Genomic DNA, 15715 nt, shown 5'->3' with positions numbered 1-15715 from the left:
AATTAAACAAACGAAAATATGAAGAAAATATTAAGTTTCTTTCTTTCCGTTATATTTCTGCTCTCTTGTTCTTCAAACAAGGAAATGAATATAACAGTAGAAAATACAAGCGACTTTGACCGTGTAGCCGATATGGTCGAAATCCCGTTAGACAGCATCAAAGCGAAAGTAAAATTGACCGATAGTGCTGTTTATGTAGTAAAAAACAGCGCCGGTGAAATCATCCCGTCTCAGGTAACATACGACAGAAAGCTTATTTTTCAGCCGGAACTGAAAGCCAAAGAATCGAAAAGCTTTATCATCACCACCGATACTGCGCAAACATATGCTGCAAAAACATACGGACGCTTTATCACCGAACGCAAAGATGACTTTGCATGGGAAAACGACCGTGTGGCGTTCCGTATCTACGGCCCTGCGCTGATAGAAACAGACGGTCCGAGCAACGGTATCGACGCATGGTACAAGCGTACAAACAACCTGATTATCGATAAATGGTACAAAGCCGACCTTGCCGGGGAAGCATCATACCACGAAGACCATGGTGAAGGGCAGGATGATTATAAAGTAGGACGCTCGCTGGGTGCCGGGGCAATGGCTCCGTATTTAAATAACAAGTTGTGGCTGAATGAAAATTTTGCTTCGGAAGAGTTGTTAGATAATGGTCCTCTCCGCACCACTTTCAAGCTGACTTATAAAAATCTGGATGTAGATGGAAAGTCTGTCGCAGAAAACCGTACTATATCAATCGATGCAGGTTCCCAATTGTCTAAGATCGTACAGGCTTATACCATAAAAGAACCTATGCCGGTAGCAGCAGGAATCGTAAAGAGAGAGAAAAACGACTCTATTATCTCTTCGGATAAATACGTAGTGTATGCCGAACCGAAGAGCGATATGGTAGACAATGTATATCTGGCTCTGGTTTTTCCTCAGGGTATAGATAAATCAATTGTAGACACATACACTATCGACAATCCTAAGACAAAGAAGAAAGACACATATTCGCATGTATTGGCGATAACTACCCAGCAACCGAATATTCCTGTAACTTATTACAGTGGTTACGGATGGTCTAAGTTCGGGTTTGCGACAGTTGCCGATTTCGAAAACTATGTAAAAGAATTTTCAGAAGGGTTGGACAATCCTCTGGTTGTAACATATAATAAATAATTCAGACTTAAGCACACTATGAAGAAAGTAGTAACATTCGGGGAAATCATGTTGCGCCTTGCAACTCCCGGATACCAGAGATTTATACAATCTAATAACTTGAACGCCACATTCGGCGGAGGTGAGGCTAATGTTGCCGTATCATTATCTAATTACGGGATTCCTACCGATTTTGTAACCCGCCTGCCTAAAAATGATATCGCGGAATGGTGTATTTCGGACCTCCGTAAATATAATGTAGGTGTAAACAATATCATCCGTGGCGGTGACCGCGTCGGTATCTATTTCCTCGAAACGGGAGCTGTTGCACGTGCATCGAAAGTAGTATACGACAGGGCCAACTCAGCTATTGCCGACATCAGGCCGGGGATGGTAGACTGGAAAGAAGTATTCAAAGACGCGCAATGGTTTCACTGGACAGGTATTACTCCGGCTATATCCCAAGGCGCGGCAGACGCATGTCTGGAAGCGATCAGAGTAGCGAACGAAATGGGAGTAACTGTTTCCACAGACCTCAACTATCGCAAAAATTTATGGAAATACGGCAAAAATGTATCGGAAGTTATGCCTGCCCTTGTAGAAGGTTGCGATATAATTTTGGGTAATGAAGAGGACGCAGAGAAAGTGTTCGGCATCAAACCGGAAGGCTTCGATGTAGCTCATACAGGCGGAGAAGTGAATGCCGACGAGTTTGAATCGGTATGTACGCAAATGATGAAACGCTTCCCACGCGCCAAAAAAGTAATCATTACGCTTCGTGGTTCTATCAATGCCAACCATAACACATGGGGAGGATGCTTATATTCGGATAAGTTGTATCAATCGAAACGTTACGACATCACGCATATCGTAGACCGTGTAGGTGGAGGTGATTCTTTTATGGGCGGGCTTATCTACGGGCTTATCTCTTATCCTAATGACGATCAGAAAGCTCTGGAATTTGCAGTAGCTGCTTCTTGTCTGAAACATACTGTATATGGAGATTTCAACCTTGTTACTGTTCCGGAAGTGGAAAACCTGATGAAAGGTGATGGTTCGGGCCGTGTATCGAGATAAATAAACAAATACGAGTAGACAAGATGCAAGTAAACGGGTTGAACTCGTATCTCGTATCTTGTCAACTTGTCAACTTGTCAACTAATAAAATAAAAATATGCAAAATCAATTCTCATTAAACGGAAAAATAGCTTTAGTTACCGGAGCTTCTTACGGTATCGGCTTTGCTATTGCTTCCGCACTGGCAAAAGCAGGCGCAACAATCGTTTTCAATGACCTGAAACAAGAGTTCGTTGATAAGGGCCTGGCCGCATACAAAGAAGCAGGAATCGCAGCCAAAGGTTATGTATGTGATGTAACCAGCGAAGAACAGGTAAATGCAATGGTTGCACAGATAGAAAAAGAAGTGGGCGTTATCGATATCCTCGTAAATAATGCAGGTATCATCAAACGCATCCCAATGATAGAAATGAGTGCTGCCGAATTCCGTCAGGTAATAGATGTGGATTTGAATGCTCCGTTTATCGTTGCAAAAACTGTTATACCGGGCATGATCAAAAAAGGTCATGGTAAGATTATCAATATATGTTCTATGATGAGCGAACTCGGTCGCGAAACTGTATCGGCATATGCTGCTGCCAAAGGTGGTCTGAAGATGCTTACCCGCAACATTGCATCCGAATATGGAGAATACAACATTCAATGTAATGGAATCGGACCGGGTTATATCGCAACACCTCAGACTGCTCCTCTACGTGAGAAACAGGCTGACGGTTCACGCCATCCGTTCGATTCATTTATCATCGCTAAAACTCCGGCTGCACGCTGGGGAACACCGGAAGATCTGGAAGGTCCGGCCGTATTCCTTGCATCACATGCTTCGGATTTCGTAAACGGACATGTATTGTATGTGGACGGAGGTATATTGGCTTATATTGGTAAGCAACCGTAAATGAATTAAAAGTGAAAAGTGAAAAACTAAAAATATGTATCAGTAGTTTTTTACTTTTCACTTCAAATTTTTAAAGATGGATAATAACGAAAATATAATCAGAAAAGAAAAATCAATACTTGTAGTAAAAAGTTATGTTTTTGCTATCAAGATAGTCAATCTTATTCAGTTTTTACAAAAAGAAAAATCTGAGTATGTATTATCAAAACAGGTCTTGCGTAGTGGTACAGCAGTCGGAGCTTTAATAAGAGAAGCTGAATTTGCCCAAAGCAAATCTGACTTTGTGCATAAATTAAGTATTGCTCTTAAAGAAGCGAATGAAACTGACTATTGGATTTGTCTTTTAAAAGATACAAACTATATATCAGTATCTGAATACGAAAGTTTAGCTTCTGATTGTTCCGAACTAATTTATATTTTGATATCATCTGTTAAAACTGTAAAAAATAAATTAAGTGAGAAATGAAGATTTCTTCCATTTTTCACTTTTCACTTTTAATTTTTCACTTATATGCGTTTCTCAAGAATAAAAGCCTGCCAGGTAATGGCAGAAACCGGAATGGTACCGGTATTTTACCATAGCGACCTCGAAACATCCAAGCAAGTACTGAAAGCTTGTTATGAAGGTGGAGTACGGGCTTTCGAATTCACTAACCGTGGAGATTTTGCTCACGAGATATTCGGCGAACTAAACAAATGGGCAGCAAAAGAATGTCCGGATATGATACTCGGTATCGGCTCAATTGTTGATGCAGGTACCGCTTCTTTATTTTTACAGCTCGGGGCTAACTTTGTGGTAGGTCCATTGCTCAATCCGGATATTTTTAAAGTATGTAACCGCCGTCAGGTGGCATATATACCCGGTTGTGGCTCCGTATCGGAGGTAGGTTATGCACAGGAACTGGGAGCGGAAGTTGTAAAAGTTTTTCCGGGCGATGTTGTAGGCCCCGCTTTTGTAAAAGGAATAAAAGCACCTATGCCATGGTCGAGCTTAATGGTAACAGGCGGCGTAACTCCCACCGAAGAGAATCTGAGTAAATGGTTCGGAGCCGGAGTGACCTGTGTAGGTATGGGATCTAACCTGTTTCCTAAAGATGTAATTGCAGCAAAAGACTGGAGCAAAATAACCGAAATGTGCAAAGAAGCATTAGCAATAATAGCTAAAATCAGGAAATAATATAAATCTTAAAACAATTCCATGAGTAATCAAAAAATGACAAATTACAGGTGGACCATCTGTGTAATGCTTTTCTTTGCCACGACGATTAATTATCTCGACAGACAAGTATTATCACTCACCTGGGATGAATTTATTAAACCGGAGTTCCATTGGGATGAATCTCATTATGGTACTATCACAGCAGTATTCTCCATCGTATACGCTGCATGCATGTTGTTTGCAGGGCGCTTTATAGACTGGATGGGTAGTAAAAAGGGATTCCTCTGGGCCATTGGTATATGGTCTGTGGGTGCATGTCTTCATGCAGTCTGCGGAATTATAACCGAATCTTATGTAGGATTGCATAGTGCGGCCGAACTGGCAGCAGCAACAGGGGATATAGCAGTTGTGATTGCAACTGTAAGTATGTATGCTTTCCTGTTTGCCCGTTGCGTGCTTGCATTGGGAGAAGCCGGAAACTTCCCCGCTGCCATAAAGGTTACGGCAGAGTACTTTCCTAAAAAGGACCGCGCTTATGCCACTTCAATATTCAATGCCGGAGCTTCGATCGGTGCATTAATTGCACCTTTAAGCATCCCTGTATTAGCTAAATTCTGGGGATGGGAAATGGCCTTTATTGTTATCGGTGCTCTTGGCTTTATCTGGATGGGATTCTGGGTATTCCTTTATGATGCTCCGGCGAGAAGCAAACATGTTAATAAAGCCGAACTTGAATACATCGAGCAAGACAAACATGAAAATGGTACAGTAGATACCGGGAAAGAGGAAGAAGAAAAAAAGATTCCTTTCTGGAAATGCTTCTCTTATAAGCAGACATGGTCTTTCGCTATCGGTAAATTCATGACCGATGGAGTATGGTGGTTCTTCCTCTTCTGGACTCCATCTTACCTGAATACACAGTTTGGCATCAAAACTTCCGAGGGACTGGGAATAGCGTTAATCTTTACACTGTATGCGATTACCATGTTATCCATTTTCGGTGGAAAATTGCCGACTATCATCATGAATAAAACAGGATTGAACCCATATGCCGCACGAATGAGGGCGATGTTAATATTCGCATTCTTCCCGCTAGTGGTCTTATTCGCACAACCGCTAGGCACAATTTCTCCATGGCTGCCTGTGATAATGATCGGTATCGGAGGCGCTGCGCACCAGTCATGGTCGGCCAACATCTTCTCTACCGTAGGCGATATGTTCCCTAAAGGGGCGATTGCATCCATTACGGGTATTGGAGGCATGGCCGGAGGTATCGGCTCCATGATATTGCAGAAATCGGCAGGTAATTTGTTTGTATATGCAGATGAAACTCAAATGACATTTATGGGATTTGAAGGAAAACCGGCAGGTTACTTTATTATTTTCTGTGTGTGTGCTGTTGCTTATCTTATAGGTTGGGTCATAATGAAATCATTAGTTCCTAAGTATAAACCAATCGATAATATTTAACCGGATACGATAATATATAAAACAAAAAGCAGAAGGATACGTTTGGGTTCCTTCTGCTTTTTTTATTAACTAAAAAGATTAAATCTTATATCCTTACTTCTTCCAGAGCTTCTCCATATCCTCCAATGTCTTTCCTTTTGTCTCCGGCAAACGCTTCCATACAAACAATGCTGCAAGAATCGCCAATGCCCCATAAACCCAGTATGAGAATCCGTGATTGAACAGACCCACCAATGTATCGTTCTTGTCCATGATAGGAAATGTCCACGAAATAAGGAAGTTCGATACCCATTGTGCAGCTACGGCAATAGACATTACACTGGAACGAACCGAGTTAGGGAATATCTCTGCCAGCATCACCCAGCAAACAGGCCCCCACGACATGGCAAACCCGGCTGTGTAAGTGAGCATGAATACAAGCTTAAGTCCTCCCGGAAGTCCCTGTGAGAAAGATGTTCCCAGACCGATCATAGATACAGCCATTACTAAAGCACCCGTTATCAGCAACGGTTTACGTCCGAATTTGTCTACTGTCAGGATAGCCAGTACAGTAAACGACAGGTTGATGATACCAACAATAATTGTCTGCAATAACGCCGAGTCGGTACCCGATCCCATACTCTTGAATATTTCAGGAGCGTAATACAACACTACGTTGATACCTACGAACTGCTGGAATGCGGACAGCAAGACACCAGTCATTATGATAAGGAACCCATACGATTTTACAGGAACATACAGTGCTATAAGGAAGCTTACAATCATAGATATTTCCAATGCGCTTGGAACTCCCGCCAGTGAAAGGGAAATGATACCGACAACAAACAGTATCAGCCATGTCATCATAAACCTGTAATATGGTTTAAGAGATACAGCCTCTTCTTTATCGAAGCTATGCCTGATATCTTCTATTTCCGTTTTAGCCATCGCACGGCCAACCAGTTTAGTCAGAATACCTTCTGCCTGTTGTATACGCCCTTTCATTACCAGCCAACGCGGAGTTTCAGGGGCAGCAAATAATAATACAAAAAAGATGGCGGAAGGAATTGCCAATGAGGCAAACATATATCTCCAGCCTGTAGTATGCAGCCATTCGGTATCGCCTTGTTTAGCGATAAAGTAATTGACAAAATACACGACTAGCATACCGAAAATGATAGCAAACTGATTGAGGCCGACAAGACTTCCCCGTTTATCCGGTGGAGCGATCTCGGCGATGTACATAGGCGACACCATTGAAGCTATACCTACTCCTACCCCGCCTATTATACGGTAAAATACAAAATGATATACAAATGAATGGTCGCTTTCGCTAGGCATACGGAAGCCTATTTCGGGCCATGCCGAACCAATAGCTGCTAATAAGAACAGGATGGCAGCCGCAAATAATGCTTTTCTACGGCCGAATGTCTGGCTTACCCAGCCTGCGACCGCCGCTCCAAAGATACAGCCTATCAGCGCACTGCTTATTACAAACCCCTCCATTGCATTTGCTTCGTTGAGAGGTAAGCCCATAGGGTCTATAAAAAAATGCCTCAACGACTCCACAGTACCCGATATTACCGCCGTATCGTATCCGAACAGCAGACCTCCAAGGGTGGCTATGAGGGTGAGTTTTATGGTATATGATTTACTTACTTCGTTATTCATTGGTTCTTTGTTAGTTAACAAGTTGACAAGACACGAGATACAAGCCTTACTTGTTTACTTGTATCTCGTTTACTTGTATCTGTATTTTAAATATACATGTTTACAATAGCTTCGTAAAGTTCCTGCTTGCCGCTTATTTGTTTCGGTTCGCCAACTTTATGGGCAATTGTGCGTAAGTCTTCAAGAGTCAGTTTACCATCTTCGAATGCTTTACCATCTCCATTGTCGAAAGAAGCATAACGAGTCTGACGAAGTTTCTTATAATCAGATTTTTCAAGGATATCAGCAGCGATCAAAAGGCCACGGGCAAATACATCCATACCCGAAATGTGCGCAATGAACAAATCGTCCCTGTCTGTTGAATTACGACGGATTTTAGCATCGAAGTTAACACCGCCATTACCAAGACCTCCTGCCGGAAGCAATACCAGCCAGGCCTGAGCCAGATCGTACAGGTCGATAGGGAACTGGTCTGTATCCCACCCATTCTGATGGTCGCCACGATTAGCGTCGATACTACCCAGAAGCCCGGCATCAACGGCAGCCTGTAATTCATGTTCGAATGTGTGACCTGCCAGTGTAGCATGGTTAACCTCGATATTTACTTTGAAATCTTTTTCCAAACCATAGTTGCGAAGGAATCCGATAACAGTCTCTGTATCGAAGTCATACTGGTGTTTAGTTGGTTCCATCGGTTTAGGTTCAATCAGGAATGTACCGGTAAATCCTTGTTTGCGGGCATAGTCACGAGACATTGACAGGAAGCGTGCAAGGTGCTCCTTTTCACGTTTCATATCTGTATTCAATAAGCTCATATAACCTTCACGGCCACCCCAGAACACATAGTTAGAACCACCCAAAGCAATAGTAGCGTCAATCGCGTTCTTTACCTGAGTCGCGGCACATGCAACAACATTAAAGTCAGGATTTGTAGAAGCACCGTTCATATAACGTTCATGGCTGAATACATTCGCTGTACCCCACAACAGTTTAATACCTGAAGCCGCTTGCTTTTCTTTAGCATAATCTACGATAGTTTGCAGATTCTTTTCATACTCTGTCCAGGAATTACCTGCGTCTACCAAGTCTACATCATGGAAGCAATAGTATGGTATTCCCATTTTAGTCATAAATTCGAAAGCCGCATCCATTTTGTATTTGGCATTGCTGATAGCATCATTGCCGATATTCCACGGATGATGGATAGTTGCCCCGCCGAACGGATCGCCGCCGTTAGCGCACAATGTATGCCAGTATGCCATAGCAAAACGCATCCAGTCTTTCATGCTCTTACCCATTACTACTTTATTCTCATCGTAGAAACGATAAGCCAACGGGTTTTTGCTCTCTTTTCCTTCAAATTTGATTTTTCCGATTCCCGGAAAGAATTCTTTTGTTCCTTTTAAAATTTCCATAATTAAAGATGTTATTTAAGTAAATAATAATGTTTATTTTGCCACAAGACTTTTCCAACGTTCATAAGCTTCCCTGTATTCCGCCTTATGAACTGCATCCGGTTCTATCACCGACAATTTTTCGAGCGAAGCGAAAGCCTCTTTATTCGATGCGTACAGCCCGATACCGATACCCGCGCCTTTTGCAGCTCCGGCAGCACCGTCCGTATTGTAGAGTTCTATGGTTGCTCCACTCACACTGGCAAGCGTTTGCGCGAAAACAGGACTGAGGAACATATTGGCATAACCGGCTTTTATCGTATGGATATCCATCCCCATTTCGCGCATTATCTCCATTCCGTATTCGTATGAGAACACGATGCCTTCCTGAGCGGCACGAAGTACATCCCTCTTGTCATGTATATTGAAATTGATACCGTGTACAGAACAATTTACATCCTGATTCTCGAGAACACGCTCTGCCCCGTTGCCAAACGGAATTATACTTAGCCCTTTGGCTCCGACCGGTGATTGAGCAGCCAGATTGTTCATATCTGTATACGAAAGGCCTTCCAATGCCAGATTACGCTTCAGCCACGAATTGAGGATACCTGTACCGTTAATGCATAGCAAAACTCCCAGGCGGATCATATCCGTAGTATAATTAACATGCGCGAATGTATTTACACGCGAAAGCTTATCGTAATTGAGTTGATCCAATACACCATATACAACACCCGATGTACCCGCCGTAGATGCAATTTCTCCCGGTTCGAATACGTTCAGAGACAGGGCATTGTTAGGCTGGTCGCCTGCACGGTAAGAAACGGGGGTACCTTCCTTCAGTCCCAGTTCTCTGGCAGCCTCAGCCGACACATTTCCCTGTACACCGAATATTGGTTTTATCTCCGGGAAAAAGCTTTTCGGTATTCCATAATAGTTGAGTACGTCTTCCGACAATGCATTTGTTTTGAAATCCCAGAAAATACCTTCCGACATACCCTCGATAGTTACAACTATATCTCCTGTAAGTTTCATGCCGATATAGTCGCCGGGAAGCATCAGTTTATCTATTTTTTCAAATACTTGTGGTTCGTTTTCTTTTACCCATGCCAATTTGGAAGCGGTAAAATTACCCGGAGAGTTCAGCAAATGAGAAAGGCATTTTTCTTCACCTATCGACTTAAAGGCTTTTTCGCCATACGGCACGGCACGGCTATCGCACCAGATAATGGAAGGACGCAGCACATTTTTGTCCTTATCTACCAATACCAATCCATGCATCTGCCAGGTAATACCTATGGCCTGAATATCCTCTCCCTTAGCCCCGGCTTTCTGCATTACCGATTGATGGGCCAGTTTCAGGTTTTTCCACCAGTCGGCAGGGTCTTGTTCCGCCCAACCTGATTTTACCGCGGTGATTTTCATTTCTTCTTTCGGGAAAAAATCCGATGCAACAATCTTGCCTGTATCGGCTTTTACCAGACAGGCTTTTACAGACGAACTGCCTATGTCGTAACCTAATAAATACATGTTTTTCAAAATTATTAGCCCCCTGTTCCCCAGATGGGGAATAGCCAGAGAGGCAGATTATATACTAGTCTTTCTTTTATTATACTCCTTTTTGTCGAATTTATAGAAGCGGGCAGCCCGGTGAGAAACATCTTTCTGCCTCTCCTCCAATGCCATAACATACGGCATTGCAGCTACCTTTTTATGAAAATTGCGTATATCGATCGCTTTATTGTAGATTGCCTCATACAATTTATGTAACTGGCTTATTGTAAATTTCTGAGGGAGTAGTTCGAAAACAATTGCGGGATCAAATTCTATCCATTGGCGGATCTCGGTGAGGGATTCCTTCACAATCTGATTATGATCGAACGGCATTTGCGGCAGCTTGTTGATAGGACACCACTCTGTCAGCTTATACTTGGATATATTGTTGAGTTTCCGGTCTACCTTGCAAAGAGAGAGATAAGCAACGGTTATCAATCTGTTTATATTGGGCTGATAGGCTACATCGAGCCATTTTACATCGTCCGGATTCTTTGTACGATCGGGCGAGGCGAAACAGCGGAATTGCTTCAATGACATCCGTTTGATTCCCGTCAATTCAAAAAGAACCCTGTGAGCGGCATCATCTACATCTTCTTCGTTATATATAAGGCTTCCGGGTAATTTCAGATCCTTCACCCCCTTTTTATCAGCACCACGCTGAACAAGGAGAATGTTTAGCTGATCGTCTTCAAAGCCAAAGACAACACAGTCTACTGATACATATGTATGGATAAAATTTGCTTTCATGGTATCTTAATCATAGAATGTGATGCACGAAAGTACGAATAATATTTTCATATTAGAATATTTCAGAATAAAATATTATCGTAAATATTTGTAATACTGACATTTAAATATCATACATCAGACAATAAGAATACCATCCATATTGTACTAAATACATTAAGTATTCTTTTGTACAAAAGAAGTTACAAGTAACAATGCGATTTGTAGATATATGTTAAAAAAAACAATAAGGTAAGCGTATTTTTTATTTAAAGATTCATAGTATAGATATCCTTTCCGCATCCATACCCTTGCTCATATAAAGAAGTCAGCTTATCCACATCCTTTTCGATGCGGTCTACCAATATGGGTTCTTTCGGACGGATGACGAATATTTGCCCTTCTTCTTCCAGTTTATCAACTAAATCGAGCTGGGCGTTATACAAGCTATTCCGGTTACTTAATGCCTCACGCATAGCCGGATATTTACGATATATGAAAGAAGGTATTTTTATATCCTTGCCTTCCTTACGATAGCCTTTATTACGCGTAAGGACCACAACATTTTTGCTGTATCCCTGTTCCATTGCCCGGGCAACCGGTACAGAATCGCAGATACCTCCATCGAGCATCGGAATATCGTCTACATATGTGATGGGGCATAACAGAGGCAGGCTGCTCGAAGCCTTAACAATGTCTATAACACGTTCCTTATTGCTTTTCTCTTCGTAATATTCCGCTTTTCCCGTCAGGCAATTGGACGTCACCATTTCGAAACGGGCAGGAGAAGAAAAATAGGCTTCATAATCGTAAGGAATTATATTGTCGGGGAATTCATGGAATAATAAGTCAAAATCCATGATATTGCGCTTCTTGATATAATGCTTGAATCCTATATATTTATATTTGGCCAACAAATCGATATTGCTGTATTTGGCACGTCCCCGCTGTTTTGACATGTAAGACAGTCCGTTGCATGCACCCGCAGATACCCCGATTGCATATGGAAACGTTATGTTATTATCCATAAAATAGTCGAGCACACCACAAGTAAAAACCCCGCGCATACCACCGCCTTCCAATACTAGTCCTATATTCGTTGTGTCAGTCATCAGTTATAACATTGATATAATCCTTAAAATTACATATTTTTTCGGACAACGGAAAGGGGAAAGCCCCGTCCCCCGTTATTCATCCGGGGAACAGGGCTTTTATATATAGAGAAAGAGTGTAGACCGCTTATTTTTGCGACATGAGATAATTTGTATCGTTATTTATATGGATTTGCTTTGTAGCAAGCAACTCTCCTTCACTGTCGTATATATGAACCAGCTGTTCCGAACGGCAAGACCAGGTATTCAATTTATCATTCCACTCTGTATAGATAAGATTTATAATCTTTCCGTCACCATTACATTCATAATCATATTTCTGACTACCTATCCAGCCGGTATTACCATCCCATTTATAAAGGGCTTTTTTCTGAAGAAGGCCGTCTTGATTATAATAATATATGGTCTTATCTAACGGGCTGCCCATTTCCATATCGTAAGAGATAAGTTCTTTAACGACTCCTGTTGCAGAGATTTCTTCATTGCTATAAACTCTTGTTTTAGGTTCACCTGCATAAAGACTTGTTACTGATAAAAAAGCTGTAAGGACTGAAGTTAAAATAATTGTTTTCATGATTGTATCTTTTATAGTTATTGTTATTTATTTCTTTTCGATTTTTAATCGTTTTCTATTAATATGACGCAACCGGCATGATAATAGTTACAGATTATTTCAATAAAATATTTCATTTAACAATATTTAAATCACTAATAATCAAATGTAATATACAATACATAATAAAATACATATAACAATACTATGTTATACATACTACATAAAATAAAAAATATATTCTGAACAGATAATCACCGGAAAATCAAAACCTTTGACAGCATGTTACCATTACTGCCAAAGGCTGTGACTTCTCTTTATTATCATTTTATGGCAATTAATTCGCCTGCGGAGTTATAGGTATGAATAAATTCTTTGACATTAGCTGACCAGCTCTTTGATTTTTTATTCCAGTCGGCACGAACTATTTTAGCCACCAGCCCATTATTGTTGTATTCGTAAGTATATTGCTGAAAGTTTGTCCATCCGGAATCACCATCCCACTTATAAATTGTCTTATTGAATAGCTTATCTGATTTATCATAACTGCAAACTTCCTTCTTAACAGCTTGCAGACCGCTATCATCAAAGTAAGTATATTCTTTCAATGTACCCCATCCGGTAGGTTCTACATTGGTAAAAACTTTAGGTTCCGGCTCGCCGGCATATAGATTTGTTACAGAGAACAACACAGCTAATATAATGGATAAAAATATTGTTTTCATGATTACACTCTTTTTGGTTTAAAATTTCCTTTTACTGAATTTTATCGAAGCGCTTTCTATTATATATGACGTATATAAAAATAAAACGTTACAGGTTTTCGAAAAAAATAAGGAAATCTAAAAAAAAGCACGTAATTCAATCCGCATTGCTTAATGTTTGATTGCGTATTTCATGAAAACAGATAAAACAAAAGCCTTTGAAATTCTGCTATCAGAATCTCAAAGGCTTAAATAAGTTATATAATTGCTTAATATGCGCGTGCAAATACAACCCGCTGAGCCGATGGCTTACCTGTCACCATACACTTGCCCGGAGTCTTATCCCCTTCGAGTGGAATACAGCGAATCGTCGCCTTTGTTTCGGCTTTCACCTTTTCTTCTGTTTCGGCTGTTCCATCCCAATGAGCAAGAATAAAGACACCTTCTTCTATCTTTTCTTTGAATTCGTCATAAGAATCGACAGTGATGGTCTGCGCAGCTCTAAGGTCGAAAGCCTTTCTATATATATTCGCCTGAATCTCGTCCAGCAGATTTTTAATATATGCGTCCAATCCGTCGCACGACACAGTCTCCTTTGTCAATGTGTCGCGGCGGGCAACTTCTACGGTATTGTTTTCCATATCGCGCGCACCCATTGCCAGACGTACCGGCACACCTTTTAGTTCATATTCCGAAAATTTCCACCCCGGTTTCTTATTATCGGCATTGTCATATTTAACACTGATACCTAATGCTTTCAGCGATTTTACAAGACCATCCACTTTTTCATTGATAAGGGCTAATTGTTCTTCTCCTTTATAGATAGGAACAATTACAACCTGAAACGGAGCCAGCTTTGGAGGAAGCACCAGACCGTTATCATCTGAATGCGCCATTATCAGAGCACCTATCAGACGGGTAGAAACTCCCCACGATGTAGCCCATACATGTTCCATTTTGCCTTCCTTATCTGCAAACCTCACATCGAAAGCTTTGGCAAAATTCTGCCCTAAAAAGTGTGAAGTACCTGATTGCAGAGCCTTACCATCCTGCATCATAGCTTCGATAGTATATGTATCTACTGCTCCTGCAAAACGTTCCGAAGCCGATTTTACACCCTTAATAACAGGCATTGCCATATATTCTTCGGCAAATTGCGCATACACATTCAGCATCTGTACAGTTTCCGCCTCAGCTTCTTCTCTTGTTGCATGAGCGGTATGCCCTTCCTGCCACAAAAATTCGGCTGTACGAAGAAACAGGCGTGTACGCATTTCCCAACGGACAACATTCGCCCACTGGTTTACCAGAATAGGCAAATCACGATAAGACTGTATCCAGTTGCGATAAGTATTCCATATAATAGTCTCTGATGTAGGACGTACAATGAGTTCCTCTTCCAGTTTTGCTTCAGGGTCTACGATTACACCCTTCCCGTCCGGATCGTTCTTCAGGCGGTAATGAGTTACTACTGCACACTCTTTGGCAAAACCTTCCACATGGTCGGCCTCCTTGCTTAAAAATGACTTGGGGATGAAAAGAGGGAAGTAAGCATTCACATGCCCTGTTTCTTTAAACATATCGTCCAGTTGTCTCTGAATCTTTTCCCAAATAGCATAACCATATGGTTTAATTACCATACAACCACGCACAGCGGAGTTTTCCGCAAGGTCTGCTTTCAATACCAAATCGAGGTACCACTGACTGTAATCCTTACTTCTTGGTGTAAGTTCTTTTAGTTCTTTTGCCATAAAATTTATTGAATTTCTCAAAATCGCTACAAAGTTAACAAAAGGCATTAATTAAACTATATGCAGCAAACAGATTTATCAAACTAATAGGTGAACTCATAATGGTTATATAAAGGATAAAGCATAATTGTTTTATTTTATCATTATCTTTATAAAGTTTAGAGAATTTAAAAACTTTATCTATATATGTAGCCGATAGCCTTTCGCTGTTAGCTTGTAGCTCTTTGAAGTATTGGATTTAGGATTTAAAAATTTAATGTTTAAGGATTCAATAATTAAAATGCGTAAAAGCTGTCACCTTTGTTACCTTTTTCAAAGTAGTAAGTATTGAGTAGTAAGTTGAAAGTTATATGAGATACGAGTAGACAAGACACGAGATACAAGCTGTTGACTGTTAACTGATATTTCTGTTACTTTTGTTACCTTCTTTGAATAGAGTTACAAGTTGCTCGCATTTTATTTTGTTTCACGCAAAGACGCAAAGGCGCAAAGTTTTTATATCTTACCAGTTGTTG

General features: G+C 41.0%; 14 protein-coding genes. 6 read left to right on the top strand and 8 right to left on the bottom strand.

All coding sequences use genetic code 11. The features are described 5' to 3' along the window. The first annotated feature begins 18 nt into the window (after positions 1-18). The 6 genes from B3317_RS15235 to B3317_RS15210 all read left to right on the top strand — a co-directional run bounded on the left by B3317_RS15235 (position 19) and on the right by B3317_RS15210 (position 5750). A complete protein-coding gene (locus B3317_RS15235; protein ID WP_291113136.1) occupies positions 19-1173 on the top strand; it encodes a DUF4861 domain-containing protein in 1155 nt (384 codons plus the stop codon). An 18-nt stretch (positions 1174-1191) separates the two neighbouring features. Further along, the gene (locus tag B3317_RS15230) at positions 1192-2229 is read left to right on the top strand and encodes a sugar kinase (RefSeq protein WP_291113134.1); all 1038 of its coding nucleotides are present in this window, start codon (positions 1192-1194) and stop codon (positions 2227-2229) included. 97 nt (positions 2230-2326) lie between these two features. Beyond that, positions 2327-3121 carry a gluconate 5-dehydrogenase gene (locus B3317_RS15225; protein ID WP_291113132.1) on the top strand — a complete coding sequence of 265 codons (795 nt, stop codon included), beginning with the start codon at positions 2327-2329 and terminating at the stop codon, positions 3119-3121. 76 nt (positions 3122-3197) lie between these two features. Continuing rightward, positions 3198-3587, top strand: a complete 390-nt coding sequence (locus B3317_RS15220; RefSeq protein WP_291113130.1) for a four helix bundle protein — start codon at positions 3198-3200, stop codon at positions 3585-3587. Between the two features lie 45 nt (positions 3588-3632). Continuing rightward, on the top strand, positions 3633-4298 hold the full coding sequence (locus tag B3317_RS15215; protein WP_291113128.1) for a bifunctional 4-hydroxy-2-oxoglutarate aldolase/2-dehydro-3-deoxy-phosphogluconate aldolase: 666 nt from the start codon (positions 3633-3635) through the stop codon (positions 4296-4298). Between the two features lie 21 nt (positions 4299-4319). Next, positions 4320-5750: an MFS transporter gene (locus B3317_RS15210; protein WP_291113126.1), complete on the top strand. Its 1431-nt coding sequence runs from the start codon at positions 4320-4322 to the stop codon at positions 5748-5750. 93 nt (positions 5751-5843) lie between these two features. Here B3317_RS15210 and xylE read toward each other — a convergent pair whose 3' ends face one another. The 8 genes from xylE to proS all read right to left on the bottom strand — a co-directional run bounded on the left by xylE (position 5844) and on the right by proS (position 15200). Beyond that, complete coding sequence (gene xylE, locus B3317_RS15205) at positions 5844-7400, bottom strand: D-xylose transporter XylE (RefSeq protein ID WP_291113124.1); 1557 nt, start codon at positions 7398-7400, stop codon at positions 5844-5846. Positions 7401-7486: 86 nt separating this feature from the next. Continuing rightward, a complete protein-coding gene (xylA, locus tag B3317_RS15200) occupies positions 7487-8815 on the bottom strand; it encodes a xylose isomerase (RefSeq protein WP_291113122.1) in 1329 nt (442 codons plus the stop codon). 33 nt (positions 8816-8848) lie between these two features. Continuing rightward, positions 8849-10327 (bottom strand): xylulokinase, encoded by a 1479-nt coding sequence (locus tag B3317_RS15195; RefSeq protein WP_291113120.1) that lies wholly within the window; start codon positions 10325-10327, stop codon positions 8849-8851. A gap of 57 nt (positions 10328-10384) precedes the next feature. Continuing rightward, on the bottom strand, positions 10385-11101 hold the full coding sequence (locus B3317_RS15190) for an NUDIX hydrolase (RefSeq protein WP_291113118.1): 717 nt from the start codon (positions 11099-11101) through the stop codon (positions 10385-10387). A 248-nt stretch (positions 11102-11349) separates the two neighbouring features. Beyond that, positions 11350-12192: a patatin-like phospholipase family protein gene (locus B3317_RS15185; RefSeq protein WP_291113116.1), complete on the bottom strand. Its 843-nt coding sequence runs from the start codon at positions 12190-12192 to the stop codon at positions 11350-11352. A 127-nt stretch (positions 12193-12319) separates the two neighbouring features. Then, complete coding sequence (locus B3317_RS15180) at positions 12320-12766, bottom strand: DUF3836 domain-containing protein (protein WP_291113114.1); 447 nt, start codon at positions 12764-12766, stop codon at positions 12320-12322. A gap of 302 nt (positions 12767-13068) precedes the next feature. After that, positions 13069-13473, bottom strand: a complete 405-nt coding sequence (locus tag B3317_RS15175) for a DUF3836 domain-containing protein (protein ID WP_291113201.1) — start codon at positions 13471-13473, stop codon at positions 13069-13071. Positions 13474-13718: 245 nt separating this feature from the next. Continuing rightward, complete coding sequence (gene proS, locus B3317_RS15170) at positions 13719-15200, bottom strand: proline--tRNA ligase (RefSeq protein WP_291113112.1); 1482 nt, start codon at positions 15198-15200, stop codon at positions 13719-13721. Positions 15201-15715: the final 515 nt, after the last annotated feature.

Origin of the sequence: Dysgonomonas sp. UBA7710, assembly GCF_002482385.1 — a bacterium.
In the GTDB taxonomy this organism is placed as follows: Bacteria; Bacteroidota; Bacteroidia; order Bacteroidales; family Dysgonomonadaceae; genus Dysgonomonas.
This window is presented reverse-complemented; position numbering and strand designations above follow the sequence as displayed.